The sequence below is a fragment of the Serratia sp. 3ACOL1 genome (assembly GCF_003668775.1).
In the GTDB taxonomy this organism is placed as follows: Bacteria; Pseudomonadota; Gammaproteobacteria; order Enterobacterales; family Enterobacteriaceae; genus Chania; species Chania fonticola.
In genome coordinates, this window is the sequence record NZ_CP033055.1 from 5,360,288 (window position 1) to 5,385,433 (window position 25,146).

Consider the following 25,146-nt stretch of genomic DNA (forward strand, 5'->3'; position numbering starts at 1 on the left):
TTATTGCTGCTGCGCCTGCTGTTGTGAAAGCCAGTTTGCCAGCTTACAGTACTGCGCTACAGAAATATTCTCTGCTCTGAGCGTCGGATCGACGCCGAGTTCCGTCAACTGTTCCGGGGTGAAAAGATCGCCCAGGCTGTTGCGGATGGTTTTTCTGCGTTGGTTAAACGCCTGGGTGGTCACGCGGCTGAGCATACGCACATCGCCGACAATATTGGGCATCACCAGATGCGGTACCAGGCGAACCACGGCAGAATCGACTTTAGGCGGCGGTGCGAACGCAGTCGGTGGCACTTCCAACACGGGAATAACGTTGCAGTAATACTGCGCCATCACGGTCAAGCGCCCGTATGCCTTACTGTTTGGGCCGGCAACCAGACGGTTGACTACCTCTTTTTGCAGCATAAAGTGCATGTCGCGGATAGCTGAAGTATAGCTGAAAAGGTGGAACATCAGCGGCGTTGAGATGTTATACGGCAGGTTGCCGAACACGCGCAACGATTGGCCTTCCACGGCTGCCAACTCGGCGAAGTTCACCGTCATGGCATCTTGCTGATGAATGGTCAGCTTGTCTTTCAACTGTGGGTGATTGGCCAGGCGGGCTGCCAGATCGCGGTCAAGTTCAATCACCGTCATGCGATCCATACGCGCGCCAACCGGCTCGGTCAAGGCTCCCAGGCCTGGGCCGATTTCGACCACCGCTTCGCCCGGCTGTGGGTGAATGGCCGAGACAATGCTATCGATGACAAACTGATCGGTTAAAAAGTTCTGTCCAAAACGTTTGCGGGCAAAGTGCCCTTGGTGGACTCTATTATTCATTGCTGTTAATTATCATTTTAATGGCGAGAGCCAAGGCCGTTTTGAAGCTGCCTGCATCGGCAGTGCCGCTGCCAGCCAGTTCCAACGCGGTACCATGGTCGACCGAGGTACGGATAAAAGGCAAACCGAGGGTGATATTCACCGCCCGACCAAACCCCTGGTATTTTAGTACAGGCAAGCCCTGATCGTGATACATCGCCAGCACCGCATCTGCATGTTGCAGATATTTTGGCTGGAACAGCGTATCCGCCGGGAGCGGGCCAATCAGCTGGATGCCGCGGCTACGCAGCACCTCCAAAGCCGGAATAATCACATCCAGCTCTTCACGCCCCATGTGGCCACCTTCCCCGCATGCGGGTTTAGCCCACAGACGTAGATCAGTGGCTGTGGGATGCCAAACTGGTTTTTCAGATCCCGATCGAGAATGGTGATCACTTCGAACAGGCTCTGTTGGGTGATGGCGCCCGGGACTGCCAGTAACGGCAGATGGGTCGTTGCCAGAGCGACGCGTAGCTCCTCGGTAGCCAGCATCATCACCACGCGTTCACAATGGCTGCGATCGGCAAAGAACTCGGTGTGGCCGGTAAAGGCGACGCCAGCGTCGTTGATGATGCTTTTGTTGACCGGGCCAGTGACCAGCGCGGCGAACTCACCGTTCAGGCAACCGTCACAGGCTCGTGCCAGAGTCTCTACCACATAGGCACTGTTAGCGACGTTAAGTTCGCCAGCGACCACGGCCGCCGGGGCTGCAACGGGCAATACGGTTAATGTTCCGGCACGCTGTGGCTGTGCAGGTTGGCCTGGCTGGTAGTCGCGCAGCGTGAGCGGTAACGCCAACTGGTGGGCGCGCTCAAGCAACAAGGCCGGATCGGCGCACACCACCAGCTCAACAGGCCAATCCTGTTGTGCCAGTACGGTGACCAAGTCCGGCCCAACCCCGGCAGGCTCGCCGGGGGTTATGACGATACGGTTATTGTGGTGCATTGCTTCCATCGAGGATCTTCACGTAAGCAGCGGCACGTTGTTCCTGCATCCAGGTTTGCGCTTCTTCGGCAAACTTGCGGTTAAACAGCATGCGGTAGGCACGATCTTTCTGCGCCGCATCGGTTTTATCCACCTGGCGGGTATCCAGCAACTGGATCAGGTGCCAGCCAAAGGAAGAGTGTACCGGCTCGCTGACCTGACCTTTTTGCAGCTTCAGCAGCGCATCGCGGAAGGCTGGATCGTACATGTCTGGTGAAGCCCAACCCAGATCGCCGCCCTGGAGGGCAGAGCCTGGATCTTGTGACAGCTGTTTAGCCTCGTCTTCAAACTTCGCTTTGCCGCTCTTGATGGCCGCAGACACTTCTTGCAGCTTGGCACGTGCCTGATCGTCGGTCATCACCACTGAAGGTTTCAGCAGGATATGGCGGGCATGCACTTCGGTCACGGAAATCGACTGGGTACCGCCACGGATATCGTTGACCTTCAGGATATGGAAGCCGACGCCGGAGCGGATCGGGCCAACCACGTCGCCTTTTTTGGCGCTGGACAGACGTTCTGCGAACAGCGTTGGCATTTCCTGCAGTTTACCCCAACCCATCTGGCCGCCTTTCAGCGCCTGTGAGTCGGCGGAGTAGGTGATCGCCAGCTTGCCGAAATCGGCACCGCCGGTCGCTTCACCCACTAGGCGTTTCGCCAGCGCTTCGGCTTCATCAACCTGCTTCTGCGATGGGTTTTCTGGCAGCGGGATCAGGATGTGGCTGATGTTGATATCGGTTTCACCGCCGTTCTGCGCGCCGACCTGTTTGGCCAACGCGTCAACTTCCTGTGGCAGGATGGTGACACGGCGACGCACTTCGTTGTTACGCACTTCCGAGGTCAGCATTTCCTTGCGGATCTGCGCACGGTAAGTGTTGTAGTTCAGACCTTCATACGCCAAGCGGCTACGCAGCTGATCCAGGCTCATCTTGTTCTGGGCGGCGATATTGCCGATCGCCTTGTCCAGGTCGGCATCGCTGACGGTGATCCCCATTTTTTGCGCCATCTGCAGCAGGATGTTATCCATAATCAGACGTTCAATAATCTGGTGACGCAACGTATTGTCGTCTGGCAATTGCTGGCCAGCCTGCTGTGCGTTGAGTTTCACCGATTGCATCAGGCCGTTCACGTCGCTCTCGAGTACTACGCCGTTATCGACGACGGCGGCGACTTTATCCATTTGTTGCGGTGCTGCGAACGCGGTATTGGCACAAACCACCAATCCGAGAAGAAGCGTTCTCCAGTTCTTCATACATTTCCCGTTATCTGTTTCCGCAAATGCGGGTGAAAGTTGTTTTTTTTCAATTCGTTAATCAATATCAGAATGCGCGTTGGTAAGGCAGAATACCCGAACGCAGCATTTCATTGGTGCCAAGGCTGTGATCGCTGCTCAAACCACGCAGTTCGACGTTGAATGAAACTTTGTTATCGTACTTGCTGACCTGATTGCCGTAGTCCCAATCGGTGATCTTGCGCTCATAACCTACGTTAATCGCCCAGCAGCAGGTGTTATAGCGCAGGCCGACCAACTGGTTAGCGGTTTGTTTCGCACGGGTATCGTAGTAATACGCCCCGACCACTGCCCAACGATCGGCAATCGGCCAACTGGCTACCAGACCGACCTGTGAAATACCGTCCTGATAGCCCGGGTTGCTGATATCCGGCAGGGTTGCCGAAATATATTCCGGGCTGGCATAACGGTAGTTCAACTGCACCATACGATTCTGATCCTGACGATATTCCACTACCGCGTCGCCTAACGCGAAGCTGTCAAGACGGGTGTCATATTGCACACCACCGCGCAGGCCCCAGCGATCGTCAATCTTCCAATAGGTGTCACCAGCCCAGACGACGCTGCCGGTATCATCGCTATTATCAAAGTTGCTACTTTGATCCCCGGTCCGCGAGCGGCTGAGGTAGTAGATTTGACCTACGGAAACGTTAAAACGTTCAACCAGTGCGTCATCATAAATACGCGAGGTGACACCGGCTGCCACACGGTTCTGCGAGGCGATGCGATCCAGGCCGCTGTAGGAGCGGTCGCGGAACAGGCCCGAGTAGTCGGTTTGCAGCAGGGTTGAGTCATAAGTATAGATATCGCTTTGATCGCGATAAGGCACGTACAGGTACTGCATACGTGGCTCGATGGTTTGGGTATAACCTTCTGACCAATCCATTGGGCGATCGAACACCACTTTGCCATCGGTCTTGAATTGCGGCAGTACGCGGTTTACCGAATCTTCCAGGTCGGGAACCGGGCTCCCCGGGTTACGGCTGGCATAGTCAGCGGCAAAACCGTTCGGGATGGTCTGCTGGAAATGCGTCGCCATCAGTTTGGCTTCGGTATTCAGGCTGCCCCAACTGTTGACCAGCGGCAGATTGATCGCCGGTTCAATATGCCAACGGGTGGCTTCCGGGTTATTCGGGTTGACGCTGGTAAAGTTGGCAACCTGGGCGTAGGTGTGGAAATCAAACGGACCGATATCCGATTTATAGTAGTTGAGATCTAACTGCGGCTGTGCACGGTAGGCGTTCTGGTTACCTGCACCGCTGAAGATCTGGAACTGCTTGGAGGCCAGCGTGGCATCCCAGTTCTCATCGGCATAACCGACGCTGAATTTCTGCGTGGCGTAGCCATCGGTGGTGGAACCGTATTTGGAATCCAGATCGGTGAAGTAATAAGGATCGCTGACCTTGGTGTAGTCGACGTTGAAACGCCACACCTGATTCATTACGCCGTTATGGCCCCAGTAGAACAGCCAGCGCTTGCTGTCGTCGACATCACCGTGATCTTTTTCGTACTCCCTATCGCTTGGCAGCCAGTCAAAGGCCATAGTGCCCAGACCCGGTTGCAACAGATAACGGAATTCGTTCTGCCACTGCAGACCACGATTCGTCATGTAGTGCGGGGTGATGGTGGCATCAAAGTTTGGCGCAATGTTCCAGTAATACGGCAGCATGAACTCGAAGCCGTTATTACTGCCATATTTGGCATTGGGGATCAGGAAGCCGGAGCGGCGCTTATTGCCCACCGGCAGCTGCAAATAGGGGCTGTAGAACACTGGCACCTTGCCAATCTTGAAGCGGGCGTTCCACACTTCGGCCACTTCTTCTTCGCGATCGTGGATCACTTCGGAGCCCACTACGCTCCAGCTGTCATCGCCAGGCAGGCAAGAGGTGAAGGTACCGTTTTCCAGGATGGTGTAGCGGTTTTGACCGCGCATCTTCATCTTGTCGGCGTCACCACGCCCTTGGCGGCCCACCATCTGATAGTCGCCCTGATAGACGTCGGTATCTTTAGTGTTCAGGTTTGACCAGGCTTTAGGGCCTTTCAGTTTGATCTGATTATCCGCGTAGTTCACGTCACCGGTGGCGGTAACGGTACGGATGGGATCCGGCTGCCCGTCTTTTTGCGTCTGCTTCAGCTCAACCTGCTTCGCCGTCAGGGTGCTGTTGCCCTGTTCGACGTTGACGTTGCCGGTGAACAGCGCGTTGTTCGGATAGTTGGCTTGTGAATCATCAGAAATGATGGTGACCGGCAGACTGTTGGGGTCGCCGCTGATCACGGGTTTATCATAAACAGGCACACCGAGCATACATTGCTCGGCCAGATCTGCCAGCGCGTGCTGACTATATATCGCCGTCCAAATTAACGTGGCCAGCAGTGTTGGGAAACTTTTTTTCATACGCGGTTTTGGTGTTCCGTCATCAGAGGCGTCATGTCCGGCAAACGGTCAGAGACTATATCACTCATCAGCGTTGCGCTAGTGTTAAATCCTGCCGTTCGATTGCGTCGTCGTTAGGCGCAGAGATAAATGACAGGTATGATAATCGAATTCTTGGAAAAAATCGCCTTAACCCTTGCGCGTACCGATGGGGATACACGGCTTATTACGGTTTGATAGTTGGGGAGTATATGCAGTATTGGGGAAAACTGCTCGGAGTGATTGTCGCCATTTGGGCTGGCGGCGGATTCTGGGGTGTCGTGCTGGGGTTGATCGTTGGCCATATGATCGATACCGCACGTAATAACAAGCGCAGCCGGGGCTTCTTTACCGATCAGCAAACGCGGCAGACGTTATTTTTCCGCACTACCTTTCAGGTTATGGGGCATCTGACCAAATCGAAAGGGAGGGTGACTGAAGCCGATATCCAGATAGCCAGCCTGTTTATGGATCGCCTGCAACTGCATGGCGAGGCCCGTACCGCGGCGCAGCAGGCGTTCCGCGAAGGCAAGCACAGCCAGTTTCCGCTGCGTGAAACCTTGCAGCAGTTACGCAGCATCTGTTTTGGTCGCTTTGACCTGATTCGGATGTTTCTGGAAATTCAGATCCAGGCCGCGTTTGCCGACGGCTCGCTGCATCCGAATGAACGCCAGGTGCTGTATGTGATCGCCGAAGAGTTGGGGATCTCCCGCGCTCAGTTCGATCAGTTCCTCAGCATGATTGAAGGCGGGCGTCAGTTTGGCGGCGGCAGTTGGCAGGGGCAGCAAGGGGGATACTCCCAGGGCGGCTACCAGCAGGCGCAACGTGGCCCGACGCTGGAAGATGCCTGCAAGGTGCTGGGCGTGAGCAGCAGCGACGATGCCACCACCATCAAGCGCGCCTACCGTAAGCTGATGGGCGAGCATCACCCGGATAAGCTGGTTGCCAAGGGATTACCGCCGGAAATGATGGAGATGGCGAAACAGAAAGCGCAGGAGATCCAGGCAGCCTACGACCTGATCAAACGCGAGAAGGGTTTTAAATAAAAGCAGGGGCGCCGCATGCGGCGCCCCTGGAAATTCAGAAATCCGGTTCTACGCGAAAATGCATCGGTGTCTGGAACGCGGGATGGGTGATGCGCAGCTCTTGTGCGTGCAGTTGCAGGCGCGGTGCCATCGCCTTGGCCTCTGGCGGGGCGTAGAAGCCATCGCCGAGAATGGGGTGACCCAATGCCAGCATATGTACACGCAATTGGTGTGAGCGGCCGGTGATGGGTAGCAGCTTGACCCGCGTGCTGCCATCCGCATCCCGGGAAAGCACCACATATTCGGTCTGCGCGGCCTTGCCGGTTTCGAAACAGACTTTCTGCAAGGGCCGGTTCGGCCAGTCGCAAATCAGCGGTAAATCTACCAACCCTTCATCCTGTGCCATATGCCCCCATACGCGGGCGATGTAGCATTTTTTCGGCTCGCGTTCGCGGAACTGGCGTTTTAGCTCACGCTCGGCGGCCTTGTTCAGTGCCACCACGATCACCCCGCTGGTAGCCATATCCAGGCGATGCACGGATTCCGCCGCAGGAAAGTCTGCCTGGATGCGCGTCATCAGGCTGTCCTTGTTCTCCGGGGCACGGCCAGGCACGGAAAGCAGCCCGCTAGGTTTGTTGACCACGATGATGTGCTCATCCTGATACAGCACGTGCATCGGATCTTGCGGGGGATTGTAAGGTTCCATGTTAGCTCCGCTGAGAAGGGCAAACCGGGGAGCCTTGGCTCCCCGTTAAGTGGATCACTGGTGCGTCACCACGACCAGGCGAATAGCATCCAGCCGCCATCCCGCTTCGTTGAGGTTAATCAGCACCTGCTTGCGGTTGAACTCCAGCGCTTCGACTTCGTCATCACGGATATTCGGGTTAACCGCTTTCAGGGCTTCCAGACGTGCCAGCTCGGTGCTCAGCTTGTCATCGGCCTCTTGCTTGGCCTGTTCGATCAGGGCGCGCGCCTGTTCTTCCACCAGGCTTTCTGCCTGTTGCAGCATCACGTGCACTTCTTGCTGCACCGCGTTGACCAGCTTGCTGGACGTGTGGCGATTGACCGCGTTCAACTGACGGTTAAAGCTTTCAAACTCGACCTGTGCCGCCAGGTTGGTTCCCTTGCGATCCATCAACATGCGGATCGGCGTTGGCGGCAGGAAGCGGGTCAACTGGAGGTGTTTAGGAGCCTGGGCCTCAACCACATACACCAGTTCGACCAGCAGGGTGCCCACCGGCAGTGCCTTGTTTTTCAACAGGGAAACCGCACAGCTCCCGGTGTCGCCGGAGAGGATAAGATCCAGCCCGTTGCGGATAATCGGGTGTTCCCAACTGACAAACTGGGCATCTTCACGCGACAGCGCCTGCTCGCGATCGAACGTCACAGTGCAGCCATCCTGCGGCAGCCCCGGGAAGTCCGGTACCAGCATATGGTCGGATGGGGTCAGGACGATCAGGTTGTCGCTACGGTCTTCCTGGTTGATGCCGACGATATCGAACAGGTTGAGCGCAAAGCTCACCAGGTTAACGTCGTTGTCCTGTGCCGCAATGGCTTCCGCCAGCGCCTGCGCTTTGTCACCGCCGTTGGAGTGCATTTCCAGCAGACGGTCACGGCCCTGTTCCAGTTGCGTTTTCAACTGTTTGTGCTGCTGGTTACAGGCATGGATAAACTCGTCCAGGCCTTCCTGCTCGGTAGGGGCAGCCAGGTAACCAATCAGTTGCTCGTAGCAGCTGTCATAAATCGGCCGGCCGGTTGGGCAGGTGTGCTCGAAGGCATCCAGCCCTTCATGGAACCAGCGGCCCAGCACGGCCTGAGCGGTGTTTTCCAGGTAAGGCACCATGATCTGGATGTCGTGCATCTGGCCAATACGATCCAGACGGCCAATACGCTGTTCCAGCAGATCCGGGTTGAACGGCAGATCGAACATCACCATCTGGCTGGCAAACTGGAAGTTACGCCCTTCCGAACCGATTTCGGAGCACAGCAGTACCTGCGCGCCTTCTTCCTGTGAAGCGAAGTAGGCGGCGGCGCGATCGCGTTCGATAATGCTCAGCCCTTCGTGGAATACGGCGGCACGGATCGCTTCGCGCTCACGCAGCACCTGCTCCAGTTGCAGAGCGGTCGCGGCCTGGGCGCAAATCACCAATACTTTCTCATGACGGTTGGCGACCAGATAATCCAGCAGCCACTCAACGCGCGGATCGAAGTTCCACCAGGTTGCATTCTCCCCTTCGAACTCCTGATAAATCTGTTCTGGGTAGAGCATGTCGCGGGCGCGGGCTTCGACGGTTTTCTTGGCACTCATGATGCCGGACACCTTGATCGCCGTCTGATATTGCGTTGGCAACGGCAGTTTGATCTGGTGCAGGTGGCGGCGTGGGAAGCCTTTTACGCCGTTACGGGTATTACGGAACAGCACGCGGCTGGTACCGTGGCGATCCATCAGCATGGTGACCAGTTCCTGGCGCGCCTGTTCGCTGTTGTCGGTATCGCTGTTGGCCGCTTTCAGCAGGGGTTCAATGTCCTGCTCGTCGATCAGCTCACCCAGCAGGTTCAGCTTGTCATCCGCCAGACGCTCGCCGCTCAGCAGCAGCGTCACCGCATCGGCTACCGGACGGTATTTCTGCTGATCGGTGACAAACTCCTGGTAGTCATGGAAACGGCTGGGATCCAGCAGGCGCAAGCGGGCAAAGTGGCTTTGCTGGCCAAGCTGCTCCGGGGTTGCCGTCAATAACAGTACGCCCGGGATGTGTTCCGCCAACTGTTCAATCACCTGATATTCACGGCTCGGCGCGTCTTCGCTCCAGGCGAGGTGGTGAGCTTCGTCTACCACCAGCAGATCCCAGTGGGCATCGGCCAACTGCTCAAGGCGCTGTTTGTTGCGACGCACGAAATCCAGCGAGCAGATCACCAACTGTTCGGTTTCGAACGGGTTACTGCTGTCGAGCATCGCTTCGGAATAGCGGCTATCGTCAAACAGTGAGAAATAGAGGTTGAAGCGACGCATCATTTCAACCAGCCACTGGTGTTGCAGGGTTTCCGGCACCACGATCAGCACGCGTTCGGCGCGGCCAGCCAGCAGTTGCTGATGAATAATCATCCCGGCTTCGATGGTTTTACCCAGGCCCACTTCATCGGCCAACAGAACGCGCGGCGCATGGCGCTGGCCGACTTCGTAGGCGATATGTAATTGGTGCGGGATCAGGCTGGCGCGCATACCACGCAGGCCAGCGAACGGCAGGCGATACTGTTCGCTCTGGTATTTGCGGGCGCGGAAACGCAGCGCAAAGCGATCCATGCGGTCAATCTGACCGGCAAACAGGCGGTCTTGCGGTTTACTGAAGGTCAGCTTACTGTCCAGCAGCACCTCACGCATAGCGACGCCGCTTTCCTGGGTGTCCAGACGCGTGCCGATATAGGTCAACAGGCCGTTATCCTCTTTGACTTCCTCCACCTGCAACTGCCAGCCTTCGTGGTTGCTGATGGTGTCGCCCGGGTTAAACATCACGCGGGTGATTGGCGAGTCGTTTCTGGCATAGAGGCGGTTTTCACCGGTTGCGGGGAAAAGCAGGGTGACCATGCGCACGTCCAGTGCGACCACGGTTCCCAGTCCCAATTCGCTTTCCGTATCGCTGATCCAGCGTTGACCAAGTGTAAAAGGCATAGTTTGTCGGCTCGATTCTTATTAAGTAAGTCTTGCTACCCGGCAGATAAGCCCAGGGTAACCTGTTTCAACTGCTTGCTATTCCCGGCATCTTGCCTGCCACCGCGTTGTTACCGGTTGGCGAGCTTTATTTTCATTTAGCGGGTAATAGCCTGTTACGCCAGACGTCTGGTGACGGCATGGCGACAACGATGTTGTGAATAGTGGTTCAGAATTTGGGAAGGGCGCTATGGTAATGGAAGGCGGCGCATTCGTCACCTGTAAAACCCGATGATTTTTTCTTCCCAAATGCCGACTAACACCAGTAAAAAGAAAGGGTTTCCCCATGGGGTGGTATTACCCCCTGCTTTGACCGCTCAGAACAGGCCTATCTGCCTGGTTACCAACGCCGAAAAATCGTCGTACAGGAAGGGAAGTATAGCGTCTGCCACCGGTTGCAGCTGGCGTTCGAGATAATGATCGTAATCGATCGCAGATTGCCGGGTTTCCAGCGGCTCTGGCCCGGCTAGCGTCATTACATAGCTGATCCAGCCACCGTTCTGATATTGCAGCGGCCGCCCCTGTTGACGATTATAGTCATCGGCCAGCCGGGCTGCTCGGGCGTGTGGCGGGACATTGCGTTGATAGTCGTCCAGCTTGCGCCGCAGGCGTTTGCGGTAGACCAGCCGGTCGTCAAATTCGCCGTTCAGCGTTTTGGCCACGTAATCGCGCACAAAGTCCTGATAGGGCTGGCGCTTGAAGATGCGTTGATAGAGCTGCTGCTGAAACTGCTGTGCCAGTGGGGTCCAGTCGGTGCGTACCGTTTCCAATCCTTTATACACCATCTCTTCACTGCCGTCCGGTTTGCTGATCAACCCGGCGTAGCGTTTTTTGCTGCCCTGTTCGGCACCGCGAATGGTGGGCATTAAAAAGCGGGAATAGTGGGTTTCAAACTCCAGCTCCAGCGCATTTTCCAGCCCATATTGCTGTTGCAGATACTGCTGCCACCATTGATTGACATGATCGAGCAGCTCGCGGCCAATCTCGGCGGCCTGCTGTTCACTGTGGGCCTTTTTCAGCCAGACAAAGGTCGAGTCCGTATCGCCGTAGATCACCTGGTAACCTTTAGCTTCGATCAACTCCCGCGTCTGGCGCATGATCTCGTGGCCGCGCAGGGTGATCGACGAGGCCAATCTGGGATCGAAGAAGCGACAGCCGCTCGATCCCAGCACGCCGTAGAACGCATTCATGATGATCTTGAGCGCCTGCGATAGCGGTTTGTTATTGTGGCGTTTGGCCGCTTCGCGCCCCTGCCAGATTTGGCGAACAATCTCGGGAAGGCAGTGTTTGGTGCGGGAAAAGCGAGCCTGGCGAAAACCCGGCACCGAGTGTTCATCATCCGGGTGCTGCATACCTTCTACCAGCCCAACGGGATCGATCAGGAAGGTGCGGATGATCGACGGATACAGGCTTTTGTAATCCAGTACCAGCACCGAATCATACAGACCGGGCTGTGAATCCATCACAAAGCCGCCGGGGCTGTGTTCTTCCGGCAACTCCCCAAGGTTAGGAGCCACATAGCCCTGACGATGCATGCGCGGGATATAAAGGTGGTTGAAGGCCGCTACCGAACCGCCGCTGCGATCGGCCGCCAAGCCGGTCACGGTGGCGCGCTCGAGCAGGAAGGTCAACAGTTCGGTTTTGGCGAAAATGCGCGTCACCAGCTCGCAGTCTTTTAGGTTATAGCGGGCCAGGGCGGGTTTATCTTCGGCAAAACGGCGGTCTATTTCTGCCATCCGCTGGTAAGGGTTGTCGATTGATTTTCCTTCCCCAAGTAGCGTTTGCGCCACATATTCCAGGCTGAAGGACGGGAAGTTCCAGGTGGCCGATTTCAGCGCCTCGATACCGTCGATAATCAATCGTCCGGAGGCCGAGGCGAAGAAGTGGTTTTGCTTAAAGCCGTGCTCGCGCCATTCCAACAGGTTACCGCCACGGCCAAAGCGCAGGGGGATCTGATAACGCTCGGCGTGTTTCTGCAGCACCCGCAGATCGAACTGCACCAGGTTCCAGCCAATGATAGCGTCTGGATCGTGCTGCTCCAGCCATTGGTTCAGGCGTTCCAGCAGCTGTGGGCGGCTGTTGCAGTATTCCAGCTCGAAATCCAGCGCTTCAGTGCCGCCGTTGGCCGGGCCGAGCATATACACTTGGCGTTGGCCACAGCCTTCCAGCGCGATGGAGTAAAGCTCGCCATGGGCGGTGGTTTCGATATCCAGTGATACCAGCTTTAACGTGGGGCGGTAGTCTGGGGCAGGCTTCATCTGGCCGTTGAGCCACAGGCCATGACCGTCGGGTTGGCCGTTGAACCACACCGGGGCGGTGATAAAGCGCTCCATCAGATAGCGTTCCGGCGGGCGGATATCAGCCTCAAACACGTTGACGCCGCCCTCTTTGAGCAGCTTTTCCAGCTTGATCAACTGACGATGCTGGCGGCAATAAAGGCCCATCACCGGACGGGAGTGGAAATCCTGCAGCGGCAAGGGTTTCAGCTCGACATGACGCTCTTCACGCAGCAGCAACTCTGCCCGCTGACGCTGTTCGGCGGGAATGAATGCCACGGAGGTCTGTGGGGCCAGCCGTAGCCGCTGTGGCCCGCTATCGGTTGCCAGCCAGAACTCAACTTCGGTCCCGGCGGGTGTATCACGCCAATGGCGAGTGAGTAAGAAACCCTGTTGTAGAGATGTCACTAGTTCCTGAGCATCGATGATCTATAGATGTTTATAGTATGGGTTTTTATACAGTAATTGTCTATTATTGGCCGGATTGGCTAAATCTACATACAATTCAACGATTGACTCCCCCTGGCCCGCGCCGGACAATCCTTCGCCCATACGTTTAGCTTACCAACAGAGGTTTAATGGAAGCCTATTTACAGCAGTTGATCACCCAGTCATTGGCTTTCACCCTGGTGGTGGTCATGTTGGTGGCGTTCCTGGAGTCGCTGGCGTTGGTCGGTTTGTTATTGCCGGGCACGGTGATGATGGCCAGCATTGGCGCACTGATCGGCAGCGGACAGGTGGATTTTTATATGGCCTGGGGGGCGGGCATTGTCGGTTGTCTGCTGGGGGATTGGATCTCCTACTTTATCGGCCGGGCTTTCAAGGGGCCGCTGCACCGTTGGTCGTTCCTGAAAAAGAACAAGGCGATGCTGGATAAAACCGAGCATGCGCTGCATCAGCACAGTATCGTTACGATTTTGATCGGCCGTTTTGTTGGCCCGACGCGCCCGCTGGTGCCGATGGTAGCTGGCATGCTCGATCTGCCTCCCTACAAATTTGCCCTGCCGAATATCATCGGTTGCCTGACCTGGCCACCGGTCTATTTCTTTCCCGGCATTCTGGCGGGAGTCGCGATCGATATTCCTGCTAGCGCCAACAGCGCGTTGTTCAAATGGCTGTTGTTTGGCGTGGTGGTACTGTTGTGGCTGGCAGCTTGGCTGAGTTGGCGCTGGTGGCGTGAAGGAAAGCGCAGTGCCGATAAGCTTACACGCTGGCTAACGCCGAAGCGGCTGCGGTTGGCCTGTATTGCTAGCTGGGTAGGGGCGCTGGTGTGTTTCTATTATATGCATCAGCAGGCGTTGATGCCGGTATATCGACACCTGCTGTGGAAAGTGCTGGCGGGCTGACGCTAAAATTTGGGCATAAAAAAACCGACTGGTGAGGTCGGTTTTTTTATTTCCCGGTGTCGAGTGGGTAACTCTGACCGGTTGAAGCCGCATTCATCTAACAGGATCAATTTTATCTTTGATCCCCTCTAATGTCAAAAGCTCAGAAATCGGATATCTAGTATGTCGTGCCTTGGGCTGATTAAGATATAATCAGCGGGTTAGCTCTGTTGCTGTCTTTACTTCGGTGTGCGCATGTACATATTCAAGCCCTGGTCGGGTGTACGGGTGGTGCCGTTATCCGATGCTCTGGCCGGAGTGAAGCCGCATTCATCTAACAACTGAGTGCTGCGCTGTGACAGGCAATGTAAGGGTAAGCGGCGGTGGCTCACTCCATGTTATGGAGAAAACGGGTGATTGATATTGATAAGGCAATCATCGTTCTTGGGGCGCTGATCGCGTTACTGGAACTGATCCGTTATGTGCTTCAGTTACTGAACTGATAACGGAAACGTAGCTAAGGCCGGGGGTTAACCACTTCCCGGCCTTTAACATTCAGCCGCGAAAGCTTACTGGAAGAAAGCCTCCAACTGCTCAAACACCCGCATATCTTCGTTATGGCGTTTCACCTGTAATACATCCTCCAGCTTTTCAACCTGGCTGATCATCTGCACCAGGCGCTGATCGTCGGCTACCAATAGCCAAATGCGGCTCTGGGTCCCATCTTTCAGCGGCATACACAAAATACCTTCCACGTTAAAGGCACGGCGGGCAAACAGGCCGCAAACGTGGGTCATTACGCCCGGATGGTTCCGTACCGCCAACTCCAGGATCACCTGTGGATTCTTTTGTAGTGATTGCATGGCTTATTCTCCAATCATTTCGATGTTGGCGGCACCTGGTGGCACCATTGGGTAGACTTTTTCGTTGATATCAATCAGCGCGTGGATCAGGCAAGGGCCAGGGCGTTGGATCGCTGCCAGCAGCGCAGCCTGTGGATCTGCCTCGGCATTCAAATCGCAGGTGTCCAGGCCAAAACCGGCGGCAATCTTCAGGAAATCGGTACGCTTTGGATAGGTGGCGGCAAAGATATGCTGTTGATAGAACAGCGTCTGCTGCTGGTGTACCAATCCCAAGGCCTGGTTGTTCATCAGGATGATTTTCACATCCAGATTATGCTCAACGGCGGTCGCCATCTCCTGAATATTCATCATCAGGCTGCCGTCACCGGAGAAACACAGTACCTTGCGCTGAGGCTCTGCCAGTGCAGCACCAATCGCAGCAGGTAAACCAAAGCCCATGGTACCCAAACCGCCGGAGGTCAGCCACTGGCGCGGGCGGCTCAGCGGATAAGCCTGGGCTACCCACATCTGATGCTGGCCTACATCGGTGGTGATAATGGCGCTTTCGTCCACGCAGCGTGCTGCGGCTTTAACCAGCCCGTAATGGCTCAATGGATCTGCCACGTTTGGCATGTTGATCGGGAATTCACGCTTCAGATCGTTAACGGTGTTCATCCATTCGGTACGCGGCTGTGCTTCGATCATCGGTAACAGCTGTTGCAGCACCTGGCCGACGTCGGCATGGATGGCAATATTGGCTTGTTTAACCTTGCCCAATTCGGCACGGTCGATATCCACGTGGATAATTTTGGCGTTCGGGCAGAATTGCTCGGTTTTACCTATTGCCCGGTCGTCGAAGCGGGCGCCCAGCACGATCAGCAGATCGGCTTCTTGCAGGATAAAGTTGGTGCTGCGTGCTGCATGCATCCCCAACATGCCTAATGACAACGGGTGTTCTACTGGCATTGCGCCCAATGCCATCAGCGTCATGGTGGTTGGCAGGTTGGAGCGCTCGGCCATTTCCAGCGCCGGTTTATGGGCTTCAGCGCAGATAATGCCGCCGCCCAGATACAGAATAGGGCGCTTGGCCTGATTGATCATGGCCGCGGCCTGTTCGACCTGCTTGTTATCAAAGGCCGGTGGGGCGTCTGGTACGGCCATTGGCGGTAACAAATCCCACTCAATTTCGGCGGTTTGCACGTCTTTCGGGATGTCGATCCACACCGGACCTGGGCGGCCGGATTCGGCAATGCGGAACGCGTCGCAGATCACCTGCGGCAGATCGCTGATATCACGGACCAGGTGGTTGTATTTGGTGATGGGGATGGAAATACCGTAGGTATCCACTTCCTGGAAGGCATCGGTGCCGATCATCGAGGAAGATACCTGGCCGGTGATGCACACCAATGGGATCGAATCGAGTTTGGCGTCGGCAATGGCGGTCACCAGATTGGTGGCTCCCGGGCCGCTGGAAGCGATACAGACCGCCGCCTTGCCGTTGGTACGTGCCATGCCCTGCGCCATAAAACCGGCCCCTTGCTCGTGGCGGGCCAGAACGTGCTGGATGACGGTGCTTTGGCTCAGAGCATCGTACAGCGGCAGCGCTGCGCCACCGGGAATGCCTGCAATAGTGGTGATACCCTGACGCTCCAGCAGATGCACGATCAGCTGTGCGCCGGTAATACGTTGGCCTTGGTGTGGCGTGCCCGAAGTTGCCATGTGCCTATCCTTTTCTCTGGGCCGGTTAGCTTTTCTGGGCAGGGGGACTAAAACAAGAAACCCCGCCCGGTTTGCGCCGGCGGGGTTTGGGAATCGCGTTGATTCGGACCCTACGGCGCGTTGCCGACGACCACCACCACACGCACGACGACCACCGCGGCTGGTAGCGCGGTTGTTAGTAGGGTCGAGGTCAGCGAGGATGCGATCACAGGGAGCCTTATCATCAGTAGTAAAAAACAGAATTTTATAAAACCACAGGTGCAAAATTCGCACAACAGGTTTATTGGTTCAGCATAAAAAACGCGTGGTAGATCACGGTTTAACCGGAATACCCAACACCTTGGCTTCCGGTGCGCTACCGCTTACCAATGCCTGCGTCGGGCCGTCGTAATAAATCCGGCCATCCACGACCAGCAAGGTACGCGGCGCGATGCGGGCGGCATCCTCCAGATTGTGTGAAACCATCAGCAGCGTGAGTTGGCGCTGGTCGCAGACGTTTTGCAGCAGTTGCAGCATCTCACTGCGCAATGCCGGATCGAGTGCAGAGAAAGGCTCGTCGAGCAGTAGGATCGGCTGCTGGCGGATCAGGCAACGCGCCAAGGCTGCCCGTTGCCGTTGCCCGCCGGAAAGCTGTGACGGCAGGCGCTGCAGATGCCCCTCCAATCCGACCTGTTGGGCAATCTGTGCCAGTTGTTCCTGCTGTGCGGCGGTTAGGCGCAGCCCAGGATCCAGCCCCAGGCCGACGTTTTGCCTGACCGTCAGGTGGGCAAACAGGTTGTTTTCCTGAAACAGCATCGACACCGGGCGTTTGGCTGGCGGCGAAGCGGTATGATCGCTACCGTTGAGCCACAGTTTGCCGCTGGCCGCCGGTAGAAAACCGGCGATCAGGCTGAGCAAGGTACTTTTGCCTGCGCCGCTAGGGCCCAGCACCGCAACGTGTTCTCCCGGCTGAATGCGCAGGTCAAAACGCATCGGCAGGTGTTCGTACAGATAGGTCAGTTTTTCAAGCGTCAGCATGGCGGCCCGGTAAACGTTCAATCAGGGTAAACAGCAGGAAACAGAGCAGCAGTAGCAGCAGGGCGGTCACGGCCCCGTCGTTGCTGCGATATGCGCCAATCTGCTGATAGAGATAAAAAGGCAGAGTACGGAACTGCTCGTTGCCGAACAGTGCTACCACGCCGAAATCGCCAATCGACAGCACACAGGCAAAGGCCAAAGCCTGCGCCAGTGGGCGTTGCAAAGCTTTCAGCTCGATCCAGCGTAGCCGCTGCCAGCCGTGGATATCCAGCGACAAGCATAGCGGATTATAACGCTCGGCCAGATCGCGCATCGGATTTTCCAGCACTTTCAGCGCGTAGGGTATCGCCATCAACGCATTGGTGAGGATCACCAGCGCATAAGGCGACTGCGGCAGCCCAGTGGTATCGCTCAGCAACAGGAAGAAACCGGTAGCCAGCACAATACCCGGCATCGCCAGGATCACCATGCCGCTCAGTTCCAGCGTTTGGCCCCAGGCGGCCCGTTGCCGCAGCTTCAGTTCACGGCTGCTCCATAGCAGCATCATGGTCAATACCACGCACAAAACACCTGCACCGAGTGCGATGCGCAGCGAGGTGAACAGGGCCTGCCAGAGAATTGGCTGTTGCAGCACGGTGATCAGCGTTTGGTTGGCACCGTCGATGATCACCGCCAGCAACGGAGGCAACAGCAACAATAGCGCTGCAGCAATGAATAGCGTATCGCTAATACGCCGCCCCAGGCTGTCCTGCGGATCGCGCCAGCGCTGGGCGTGGGTATGGCCAACCGGCAGCGCCTGGCTCAAACGCTGGCTGAGTACTACCAGCCCCAGGCAGCAAGCCAGTTGGATCAGCGCCAGCAGCGCAGCGCGGCTGAGATCGTAGTCGTAACTCAAGGCCTGATAGATCGCCAGCTCTATGGTGGTGGCCTGTGGCCCCCCGCCCAACGACAGCACGGTTGCAAAGCTGGCAAAACACAGCATAAACACCAGTGCGCCGCTGGGCAGGATCTGGCGGCGTAACGCAGGCCATTCCACAAAGCGGAACTGCTGCCAGCCGTTCATCCCCAGCTGTGCGGCCAGTTGTCGCTGCTCGGTGGGAATGTTCTCCAGCGCCTGTAGCAGCAGGCGGGTGGCCAGAGGCATATTAAAGAACAGATGTGCCAGCAGAATACCTTGCAGGCCATAAGGCGAAAAACTGTAGTTCACGCCCAGCCAACCACACAGCGTTGCCAGCCAGCCTTGCCTGCCGTAGACGCTCAACATACCAAACACCGCCACCAGCACCGGCAGCACCAGCGTCATGGCGCACAGGCGCAGCAGCAGGTTGCGGCCAGGGAAGCGCCGCCGGTACAGTGCCCTGGCCAACCAGATGGCAGGCACCACCGAGATTACGGCGGAGAGTAGCGCCTGCCAAAAGGTAAAGCGCACCACGTGCCACAGGTAGCTGTCTTGCCACAGGCTGCGCCAATCGCTCTCGGGCGCATGACGCCACAGCGAGCCCATGGCCGCCAACGCGATCAACAGGATCAGACCGGCGGCTATCAGCCCCGGCCATAACCAGTGGGGGATCAGTGGCTGACGGCGGTTTGCCATGCTCGGATCCAGTTACCACGCTGTTGTGCCACTTCCTCGGCGCTGAATTGCAATGCCGTTTGCGGCACGGTCATCTGTTCGAAACCGGCGGGCAGTTCCGTCTTGATCACCGGGTACATCCAGTTGCCAGTGGGAATGGTGTTCTGGAAGGCCGGGGAGACCATAAACTGCATGAAGCGTTCGGCCAGTTCTGGCTGTTTGCTGGCCTTTAGCTTGCCAGCGACTTCGATTTGCAGGTAGTGGCCTTCAGTGAAGTTGGCCGCCGCATAGAGGTCTTTCTTCTCTTCGATCAGATGGTAGGCGGGGGAGGTGGTGTAGCTCAGTACCATGTCGCCTTCCCCTTTCAGGAACAGGCCGTAGGCTTCACTCCAGCCTTTGGTCACGGTGACGGTTTTCTTCGCCAACTGTTGCCAGGCAAGCGGTGCCTCGTCGCCATACACTTTCTGCATCCAGAGCAGCAGGCCAAGGCCAGGAGTGCTGGTGCGTGGATCCTGATAGATGATCTTCAGGGGGCGATCGCTGCTCACCAACTCTTTCAGGCTGGTCGGCGGGTTCTTCAGTTTGTCTTTGTTGTAGACGAAAGCAAAGTAGCCATAGTCGTAGGGAACGAAGGTCTGGTTGTGCCAACCACCGGGAACCGTGAGCTTGCTAGTATCAACTTGGCTGGCGGAGAACAGATCGGTTTGCTGCGCGGCTTGCAGCAGGTTGTTGTCCAGGCCCAAAATCACGTCGGCGCCGCTGTTCTTGCCTTCCATTCTCAGGCGATTGAGTAACGACACGCCGTCTTCCAGCGCCACGAATTTCAATTCGCAGTCACATTCGGCCTCAAAGGCTTTTTTTATCGCCGGGCCTGGGCCCCAGTCGGCAGCGAAAGAGTCGTAGGTATAGACCGTCAGCGTTGGCTTGGCCAGGACGGGCATCGCCGCTAGCAGTAATAAACAGGGCAGGTATTTTTTGACCACTTTGCACTCCTAATAATAAAGGGGCAAAGGTATCTGAGGACTGGGTTAACAAGGGTTAACGCGCCATGCTCAAATCCCTCCGCCGGTATTGACCGGATCAGGTTCGACGGGTGTGCTCTCAGCGGAAAACCGTTGGCCAAAAATTGGCGGGTTCTCCGCACCCCGTTGAGTCGGCGCTATTGTAGAGGCTTAGCGGCGTGGGTGAAAGGCGATTATGCTTCCGGCGGCGCAAACCAGGCAGATTTAAAATCGAACCAGCCAAGGGTATTCATCCGAACCCCACGCATGCTGCGTTGACCATGCAGTTGCAGCCAGTGGTGGAATAACGGATGCAACTGATGGCTGCTGACCAGGCGCTGGCAAAACTCGGCCATGGACAGGCTGTTTTCCCGCCACTGAGCGGCATCCTGCGCGATATCCTCCGTCAGACAGTGTTGGATCAACGGTAGTTCATACAACGTGGCAAACAGAGAAAACTCCAGCGGCAGGGTGAAGTTGGCGCTGCCTAACCACAGATCGCTTTGGGCCTTGCCCTTATGCCAGGCTTCATAATCCACGACCTGCACATTGAGTTTGATGTCCTGTTCAGCCAGTAGAGAGGCGATAGCCTGCTTGATCGCATGGAACTCGGAGTGTTCGCTGTAGAAGGTCAGAGTCAATTCGGTTAAGCCTGCAGGCTTGGGTTGCTGCCCCAATACGCGGTTATGCAACCAGCGCGGGAGAATGCCATAGGCCGGAGCCCAGTAACGCTGGTAGAGTGGCCCGGCGTGGCTCAGCAGCGCGATCGGGTTGATCAGTTCGCTTAGCCAACTGCGGATTTCCGGATCGGCCGCCAGTGCCGAACGCTGGTCGAACAGCAGAAAATAACAACCTTCCTCCAGGCGACTTTCCAGCTCGTTCCTACCGGTGTCATCTCCCTGCAACTGGACGCCGGAGTGCGCCAGCTCTTCGGTGATTTCCGGTAATACCCAGATGTTGACCTCATCGATCAGAGCACGATAGCCAAAGTAGTCGTCAAAGGCATGGATTTTCATCTGGCTTTGGTTGTTGTGTATCACGCGATAGGGGCCGGTGCCGATCGGATGGCGAGCAAAGTCCGGCAAGCTCTGCCATTCGCGCGGCAGGATCATTGCATGTACGCTACTCAGCAGCCAGGGCAGCCAGTAGTCCGGCGTGTGCAGATGCACATCGATGACATAGGGCGTAGGTGAGTCGATCCTGTCAATATGTGAGAATAGCGGCTGTGGGATCAGGCGGTTAAGCGAATGGATCACATCTTCCATTTCCAGCTCACGGCCATGGTGAAAATGGATCGCCGGACGTAGATAAAAGCGCCAGTGCAAAGGGGTGATCGTTTGCCAATGATGCGAAAGGTCCGGATCCAGTTCCCCGTTTTCCTCGTTTACTCGCGTCAGGCCGTTGAAAATCTGTCTTGCCAGGTGGGTTTCTGAACGGCGCAGTGCCGAGCCGGGCAACAGGTTGTAAAGCTGACGATAGTAAAGCACGCGCAGGATATGTTTCCCCTGGCGGAAGCTGCGCCCCAGCTGGGAAAGCAGCATTTGGCGCACCACGTCTTTATCGCCCACCAGTTGGACCAGTTGGTCGATGCGATCCTGTTCCAGCAGTTCCTCGGCGCGTTGTTGTTGCAGTGCCAATCCGGTGTAATGAAAGCTGAGCTGCGAACGCTTACCCCGGCCGGATTCGGCCTGCCAGGTCAGCCAGCCCTCGTGCTGCATGGCTCCCAGTAGCGAACGAACATGGCGGCGGGAACAACTGAGCACCTCCGCCAACTCTTGCAGTGTGGTTTCGGTGGTTTGGCCATGGCAGCGTTGCCACAGGCGGATGAACTGTTGTTGCAGGCGTGAGGTGGACATAAAAGAGGAACTCTCTGGCATCAAGTCGTCAATTTATCTTTCCCTATATTACGCCGATAATGAGGGCAGTTGAATCAGCGGAGGGATAACAAATGACGGTTCTGTTAACTAAACAGTTTTATCAGCGTTATTTCACCGCGATCCGCCGCCAGCAGGCAGATTGGCTGCGGGTGGTACCTGAACAGGCGCGGCTGGAGATGCTGGCCCACTTGACCCAGTGGGACATCGCCACGCTGAGCGACAAGCAATACCGTGAGCGTATCTGACGTTCACCGCAAAAGTGTTTCTGAGTAATGGTGCTTTTCACCAGCCAGTGGGGTAACACCCACTGGCATTTTTATCTGCCGTCTTTACTTCCTTCGGCAATTTTCCTTCTGTAGCATAGCCTTCTTTATTTCTGGATAGGGATATCGCCATGAGTTTCAGACGCTGGTTGCCGCGCCGTTTTAATCCCGTTTTTGCCGCCTTCCTGCTGATAGCCTTCCTGACCGGCATTGCCGGAGCGCTGCAAGCTCCCACGCTGAGCCTGTTTTTGACCACCGAGGTAAAGGTGCGCCCGCTATGGGTGGGTATGTTCTATACCGTGAATGCCATCGCCGGGATTGCCGTCAGCTTCCTGTTGGCCAAGCGCTCGGATACCCGTGGGGATCGGCGCAAGCTGATCTTGGTGTGCTGTGCCATGGCGGTGGGCAATAGCCTGTTGTTTGCGTTCAACCGTGATTATCTGACCTTGATCACTGCTGGTGTATTGCTGGCCGCGATTGCCAATACTGCCATGCCGCAGATTTTTGCCCTGGCGCGTGAGTATGCGGACAGCTCGGCACGTGAAGTAGTGATGTTCAGTTCGGTGATGCGCGCTCAGCTTTCACTGGCCTGGGTGATCGGCCCGCCGCTGTCGTTTATGTTGGCACTGAACTACGGCTTTACCGTGATGTTTATAATTGCGGCGGGGATTTTTGTCGTCAGCGTGCTGCTGGTGTGGCTGATATTGCCTTCGGTGCCCCGTGCCAACGTTGAGATCAGCGTAGATTCTCCGCCTATCGCACCAATCAGCGCCTGGCGCGATCCCGATGTGCGCCTGCTGTTTGTGGCTTCGATGCTGATGTGGACCTGCAACACCATGTATATCATCGATATGCCACTGTATATCACTGCCGACCTGGGCTTGCCAGAACGGCTGGCAGGTTGGCTGATGGGTACCGCCGCCGGGCTGGAAATTCCGGCTATGCTGCTGGCGGGTTATTACGTCAAACGCTTTGGCAAACGCAATATGATGCTGTTTGCGGTGGCGGCAGGCGTACTGTTTTATGCCGGGTTGGTGCTGTTCAAGTTCCAGTCGGCCCTGATGGTATTGCAGTTGTTCAACGCGGTGTTTATCGGCATCGTTGCCGGGATCGGCATGTTGTATTTTCAGGATCTGATGCCGGGGCGGCCCGGTGCTGCGACCACCATGTTTACCAACAGCATTTCGACCGGGGTGATCTTGGCCGGTGTACTGCAAGGCGCGCTGGTGGAAAACTTTGGGCACTATGCGGTTTACTACCTGATTACCCTGCTTGCCATCCTGGCGCTGTGGATGTGTGCCAAAGTTCGTGAAGTGTGAGCTGTAACACACGGTTAGTTGATACATATCATTGAGAAAACTGCTCCATTCTCACTAAGATAAACGGACTCAGAGCGTGAGCTTCACGCTCTTATCCATCTTGCTATTGAGATGCCGATCCCGTTGATAAAAGTGGGTATGTTATGGATAAACTAACGCCGCTCAAACCTGTTCCCTCCCTCTGTGCCGTTATCGTCGCTCTGCTGATCTGGTTTGTGATCCCCGTACCCGAAGGGGTGGCACCGAATGCCTGGCATTTGCTGGCACTGTTTATTGGGACCATCATTGCCATTATCGGCAAGGCGATGCCGATCGGCGCCGTATCCATCATTGCCATTGCGCTGGTGGCCGTGACCGGAGTGACCAACCCTGGCAAGCCGGGGGCCGCGCTGGACGATGCACTGAGTGGGTTCTCCAATCAACTCATCTGGTTGATCGGTTTCTCGATCATGATCTCCCTGAGCCTGAATAAAACCGGCCTGGGATCGCGCATTGGCTACTACTTTATCTCGCTGTTTGGCAAAAAAACGCTGGGGATCGCCTATGCGTTAACCCTGGCGGAAACCGTGCTGGCCCCGGTGACGCCGAGTAATACCGCCCGTGGCGGCGGGATCATTCACCCGATAATGAAATCGATAGCGGACAGCTTTGGCTCCAAGCCCGAGCTGAATACCTCCGGCAAGATTGGCCGCTATCTCTCGCTGGTGAACTACAACATCAACCCGATCACCTCGGCGATGTTTATCACCGCAACTGCGCCTAACCCGCTGATTGTCAATCTGATCGCCAAAGGGGCCGGTTCCGAGTTCGAACTCACCTGGGGCATGTGGGCGGTAGCGGCGCTGGTACCGGCAATCTGTTCGTTGATCGTCATGCCGCTGGTGGTTTATCTGCTGTATCCACCGGAAATCAAAAGCACCCCAGATGCGCCACTGTTTGCGAAAGATAAACTGCAAACTCTGGGGCGGATAACCCTGCCAGAGAAAATCACGCTGGGCGTGTTTGCCCTGTTGCTGGTGCTGTGGGCCGGGGTTCCGGCGATGATTTTTGGCTCCGTACTGGCGGTTAACCCAACGACGGCTGCGGTGATTGGTTTGGCGATCCTGCTGGCAACCGGCGTACTGAGCTGGGACGACGTGCTGAAGCACAAAGGGGCCTGGGATACCGTGGTCTGGTTTGCCGCTTTGGTGATGATGGCGACCTACCTCGGCAAACTGGGCCTGATTGCCTGGCTGTCACAAACGGTAGGTTCGGGTATCGATCATATGGGGATGAGCTGGGTCGGAGGGACCATTCTGCTAACGCTCGTCTATCTCTATTCGCATTACTTCTTCGCCAGTACCACCGCGCACGTGACCGCCATGTTCGCCGCGTTCTTTGCCGCAGGTATTGCCCTTGGTGCGCCTCCGGCTCTGCTTGGCCTGATCCTGGCCTTCTCGTCTTCACTGATGATGTCGTTAACCCATTATGCCACCGGTACCGCACCGATCATCTTTGGATCGGGCTATGCCACCCTGGGGGAATGGTGGAAAACCGGCTTTATCATGAGCGTGGTCAACCTGCTGATCTGGGCACTGATCGGGGGAGTATGGTGGAAGTGGCTGGGTTATTGGTGATTTAGAAGCAATCTAGAAGGGCGCAGCGAGCTGCGCCCCTAAGT

At 56.4% G+C, this 25,146-nt stretch carries 19 protein-coding genes, 1 pseudogene and 1 riboswitch; of the genes and pseudogenes, 6 read left to right on the top strand and 14 right to left on the bottom strand.

The window, feature by feature from the left end; genetic code table 11:
- From rsmA to lptD, 4 genes and pseudogenes are all read right to left on the bottom strand, one after another.
- Positions 1–819, bottom strand: a complete 819-nt coding sequence (gene rsmA, locus D9980_RS24370; protein WP_021179275.1) for a 16S rRNA (adenine(1518)-N(6)/adenine(1519)-N(6))-dimethyltransferase RsmA — start codon at positions 817–819, stop codon at positions 1–3.
- Positions 812–1,803, bottom strand: a pseudogene (gene pdxA / locus D9980_RS24375) (4-hydroxythreonine-4-phosphate dehydrogenase PdxA). Before pdxA ends, rsmA begins: the two are co-directional and overlap by 8 nt.
- Positions 1,790–3,091, bottom strand: a complete 1,302-nt coding sequence (gene surA / locus D9980_RS24380; RefSeq protein WP_024483555.1) for a peptidylprolyl isomerase SurA — start codon at positions 3,089–3,091, stop codon at positions 1,790–1,792. The pseudogene pdxA and the gene surA overlap by 14 nt, the downstream one beginning before the upstream one ends.
- Before the next feature lie 67 nt (positions 3,092–3,158).
- Positions 3,159–5,525 carry an LPS assembly protein LptD gene (gene lptD / locus D9980_RS24385; protein ID WP_121608673.1) on the bottom strand — a complete coding sequence of 789 codons (2,367 nt, stop codon included), beginning with the start codon at positions 5,523–5,525 and terminating at the stop codon, positions 3,159–3,161.
- A 230-nt stretch (positions 5,526–5,755) separates the two neighbouring features.
- Between lptD and djlA the strand changes: the two genes are divergently transcribed.
- Complete coding sequence (djlA, locus tag D9980_RS24395) at positions 5,756–6,589, top strand: co-chaperone DjlA (protein ID WP_024483553.1); 834 nt, start codon at positions 5,756–5,758, stop codon at positions 6,587–6,589.
- A 34-nt stretch (positions 6,590–6,623) separates the two neighbouring features.
- On the opposite strand, the gene rluA is transcribed toward djlA, so the two are convergent.
- From rluA to D9980_RS24410, 3 genes are all read right to left on the bottom strand, one after another.
- Complete coding sequence (gene rluA, locus D9980_RS24400) at positions 6,624–7,274, bottom strand: bifunctional tRNA pseudouridine(32) synthase/23S rRNA pseudouridine(746) synthase RluA (RefSeq protein ID WP_024483552.1); 651 nt, start codon at positions 7,272–7,274, stop codon at positions 6,624–6,626.
- 54 nt (positions 7,275–7,328) lie between these two features.
- Positions 7,329–10,235, bottom strand: a complete 2,907-nt coding sequence (gene rapA / locus D9980_RS24405) for an RNA polymerase-associated protein RapA (RefSeq protein ID WP_024483551.1) — start codon at positions 10,233–10,235, stop codon at positions 7,329–7,331.
- A 356-nt stretch (positions 10,236–10,591) separates the two neighbouring features.
- The gene (locus D9980_RS24410) at positions 10,592–12,958 is read right to left on the bottom strand and encodes a DNA polymerase II (RefSeq protein WP_121608674.1); all 2,367 of its coding nucleotides are present in this window, start codon (positions 12,956–12,958) and stop codon (positions 10,592–10,594) included.
- Positions 12,959–13,128: 170 nt separating this feature from the next.
- Between D9980_RS24410 and D9980_RS24415 the strand changes: the two genes are divergently transcribed.
- Complete coding sequence (locus D9980_RS24415) at positions 13,129–13,896, top strand: DedA family protein (RefSeq protein WP_121608675.1); 768 nt, start codon at positions 13,129–13,131, stop codon at positions 13,894–13,896.
- 401 nt (positions 13,897–14,297) lie between these two features.
- The gene (dinQ, locus tag D9980_RS24425; protein ID WP_166735140.1) at positions 14,298–14,378 is read left to right on the top strand and encodes a damage-inducible type I toxin DinQ; all 81 of its coding nucleotides are present in this window, start codon (positions 14,298–14,300) and stop codon (positions 14,376–14,378) included.
- Positions 14,379–14,444: 66 nt separating this feature from the next.
- Here the strand turns inward: dinQ and ilvN are convergent, their stop codons facing one another.
- From ilvN to sgrR, 7 genes are all read right to left on the bottom strand, one after another.
- A complete protein-coding gene (gene ilvN, locus D9980_RS24430; RefSeq protein WP_021179286.1) occupies positions 14,445–14,738 on the bottom strand; it encodes an acetolactate synthase small subunit in 294 nt (97 codons plus the stop codon).
- A gap of 3 nt (positions 14,739–14,741) precedes the next feature.
- Positions 14,742–16,436, bottom strand: coding sequence for an acetolactate synthase large subunit (gene ilvB / locus D9980_RS24435; protein ID WP_121608676.1), 1,695 nt, complete (start codon positions 16,434–16,436; stop codon positions 14,742–14,744).
- Positions 16,437–16,546: 110 nt separating this feature from the next.
- Positions 16,547–16,660: an ilvB operon leader peptide IvbL gene (ivbL, locus tag D9980_RS24440; RefSeq protein WP_193569011.1), complete on the bottom strand. Its 114-nt coding sequence runs from the start codon at positions 16,658–16,660 to the stop codon at positions 16,547–16,549.
- Between the two features lie 88 nt (positions 16,661–16,748).
- A complete protein-coding gene (gene thiQ, locus D9980_RS24445; protein ID WP_121608677.1) occupies positions 16,749–17,453 on the bottom strand; it encodes a thiamine ABC transporter ATP-binding protein ThiQ in 705 nt (234 codons plus the stop codon).
- Positions 17,440–19,047, bottom strand: a complete 1,608-nt coding sequence (gene thiP / locus D9980_RS24450; protein ID WP_121608678.1) for a thiamine/thiamine pyrophosphate ABC transporter permease ThiP — start codon at positions 19,045–19,047, stop codon at positions 17,440–17,442. The genes thiQ and thiP overlap by 14 nt, the downstream gene beginning before the upstream one ends.
- Entirely contained in the window at positions 19,023–20,009 is a 987-nt protein-coding gene (thiB, locus tag D9980_RS24455) for a thiamine ABC transporter substrate binding subunit (RefSeq protein ID WP_121608679.1), read from the bottom strand. Before thiB ends, thiP begins: the two co-directional genes overlap by 25 nt.
- A gap of 56 nt (positions 20,010–20,065) precedes the next feature.
- Positions 20,066–20,184, bottom strand: a riboswitch (TPP riboswitch).
- 37 nt (positions 20,185–20,221) lie between these two features.
- Positions 20,222–21,883 carry an HTH-type transcriptional regulator SgrR gene (gene sgrR / locus D9980_RS24460; RefSeq protein ID WP_121608680.1) on the bottom strand — a complete coding sequence of 554 codons (1,662 nt, stop codon included), beginning with the start codon at positions 21,881–21,883 and terminating at the stop codon, positions 20,222–20,224.
- Between the two features lie 92 nt (positions 21,884–21,975).
- On the opposite strand from sgrR, the gene sgrT reads away from it, so the two are divergent.
- The 3 genes from sgrT to D9980_RS24475 all read left to right on the top strand — a co-directional run bounded on the left by sgrT (position 21,976) and on the right by D9980_RS24475 (position 25,102).
- A complete protein-coding gene (sgrT, locus tag D9980_RS24465) occupies positions 21,976–22,149 on the top strand; it encodes a glucose uptake inhibitor SgrT (RefSeq protein ID WP_071784940.1) in 174 nt (57 codons plus the stop codon).
- A 149-nt stretch (positions 22,150–22,298) separates the two neighbouring features.
- Positions 22,299–23,486: a sugar efflux transporter gene (locus D9980_RS24470; RefSeq protein WP_024483543.1), complete on the top strand. Its 1,188-nt coding sequence runs from the start codon at positions 22,299–22,301 to the stop codon at positions 23,484–23,486.
- Positions 23,487–23,629: 143 nt separating this feature from the next.
- Positions 23,630–25,102 (top strand): DASS family sodium-coupled anion symporter, encoded by a 1,473-nt coding sequence (locus D9980_RS24475; protein ID WP_121608681.1) that lies wholly within the window; start codon positions 23,630–23,632, stop codon positions 25,100–25,102.
- Positions 25,103–25,146 lie beyond the last annotated feature (44 nt).

Excerpts from the sequence above, each read along its gene's own strand:
- rsmA (WP_021179275.1), bottom strand. The coding sequence starts at position 819 with ATGAATAATAGAGTCCACCAAGGGCACTTTGCCCGCAAACGTTTTGGA.
- surA (WP_024483555.1), bottom strand. The coding sequence starts at position 3,091 with ATGAAGAACTGGAGAACGCTTCTTCTCGGATTGGTGGTTTGTGCCAAT.
- lptD (WP_121608673.1), bottom strand. The coding sequence starts at position 5,525 with ATGAAAAAAAGTTTCCCAACACTGCTGGCCACGTTAATTTGGACGGCG.
- djlA (WP_024483553.1), top strand. The coding sequence starts at position 5,756 with ATGCAGTATTGGGGAAAACTGCTCGGAGTGATTGTCGCCATTTGGGCT.
- rluA (WP_024483552.1), bottom strand. The coding sequence starts at position 7,274 with ATGGAACCTTACAATCCCCCGCAAGATCCGATGCACGTGCTGTATCAG.
- rapA (WP_024483551.1), bottom strand. The coding sequence starts at position 10,235 with ATGCCTTTTACACTTGGTCAACGCTGGATCAGCGATACGGAAAGCGAA.
- D9980_RS24415 (WP_121608675.1), top strand. The coding sequence starts at position 13,129 with ATGGAAGCCTATTTACAGCAGTTGATCACCCAGTCATTGGCTTTCACC.
- ilvN (WP_021179286.1), bottom strand. The coding sequence starts at position 14,738 with ATGCAATCACTACAAAAGAATCCACAGGTGATCCTGGAGTTGGCGGTA.
- ilvB (WP_121608676.1), bottom strand. The coding sequence starts at position 16,436 with ATGGCAACTTCGGGCACGCCACACCAAGGCCAACGTATTACCGGCGCA.
- ivbL (WP_193569011.1), bottom strand. The coding sequence starts at position 16,660 with ATGATAAGGCTCCCTGTGATCGCATCCTCGCTGACCTCGACCCTACTA.
- thiQ (WP_121608677.1), bottom strand. The coding sequence starts at position 17,453 with ATGCTGACGCTTGAAAAACTGACCTATCTGTACGAACACCTGCCGATG.
- thiP (WP_121608678.1), bottom strand. The coding sequence starts at position 19,047 with ATGGCAAACCGCCGTCAGCCACTGATCCCCCACTGGTTATGGCCGGGG.
- sgrR (WP_121608680.1), bottom strand. The coding sequence starts at position 21,883 with ATGTCCACCTCACGCCTGCAACAACAGTTCATCCGCCTGTGGCAACGC.
- sgrT (WP_071784940.1), top strand. The coding sequence starts at position 21,976 with ATGACGGTTCTGTTAACTAAACAGTTTTATCAGCGTTATTTCACCGCG.
- D9980_RS24470 (WP_024483543.1), top strand. The coding sequence starts at position 22,299 with ATGAGTTTCAGACGCTGGTTGCCGCGCCGTTTTAATCCCGTTTTTGCC.
- D9980_RS24475 (WP_121608681.1), top strand. The coding sequence starts at position 23,630 with ATGGATAAACTAACGCCGCTCAAACCTGTTCCCTCCCTCTGTGCCGTT.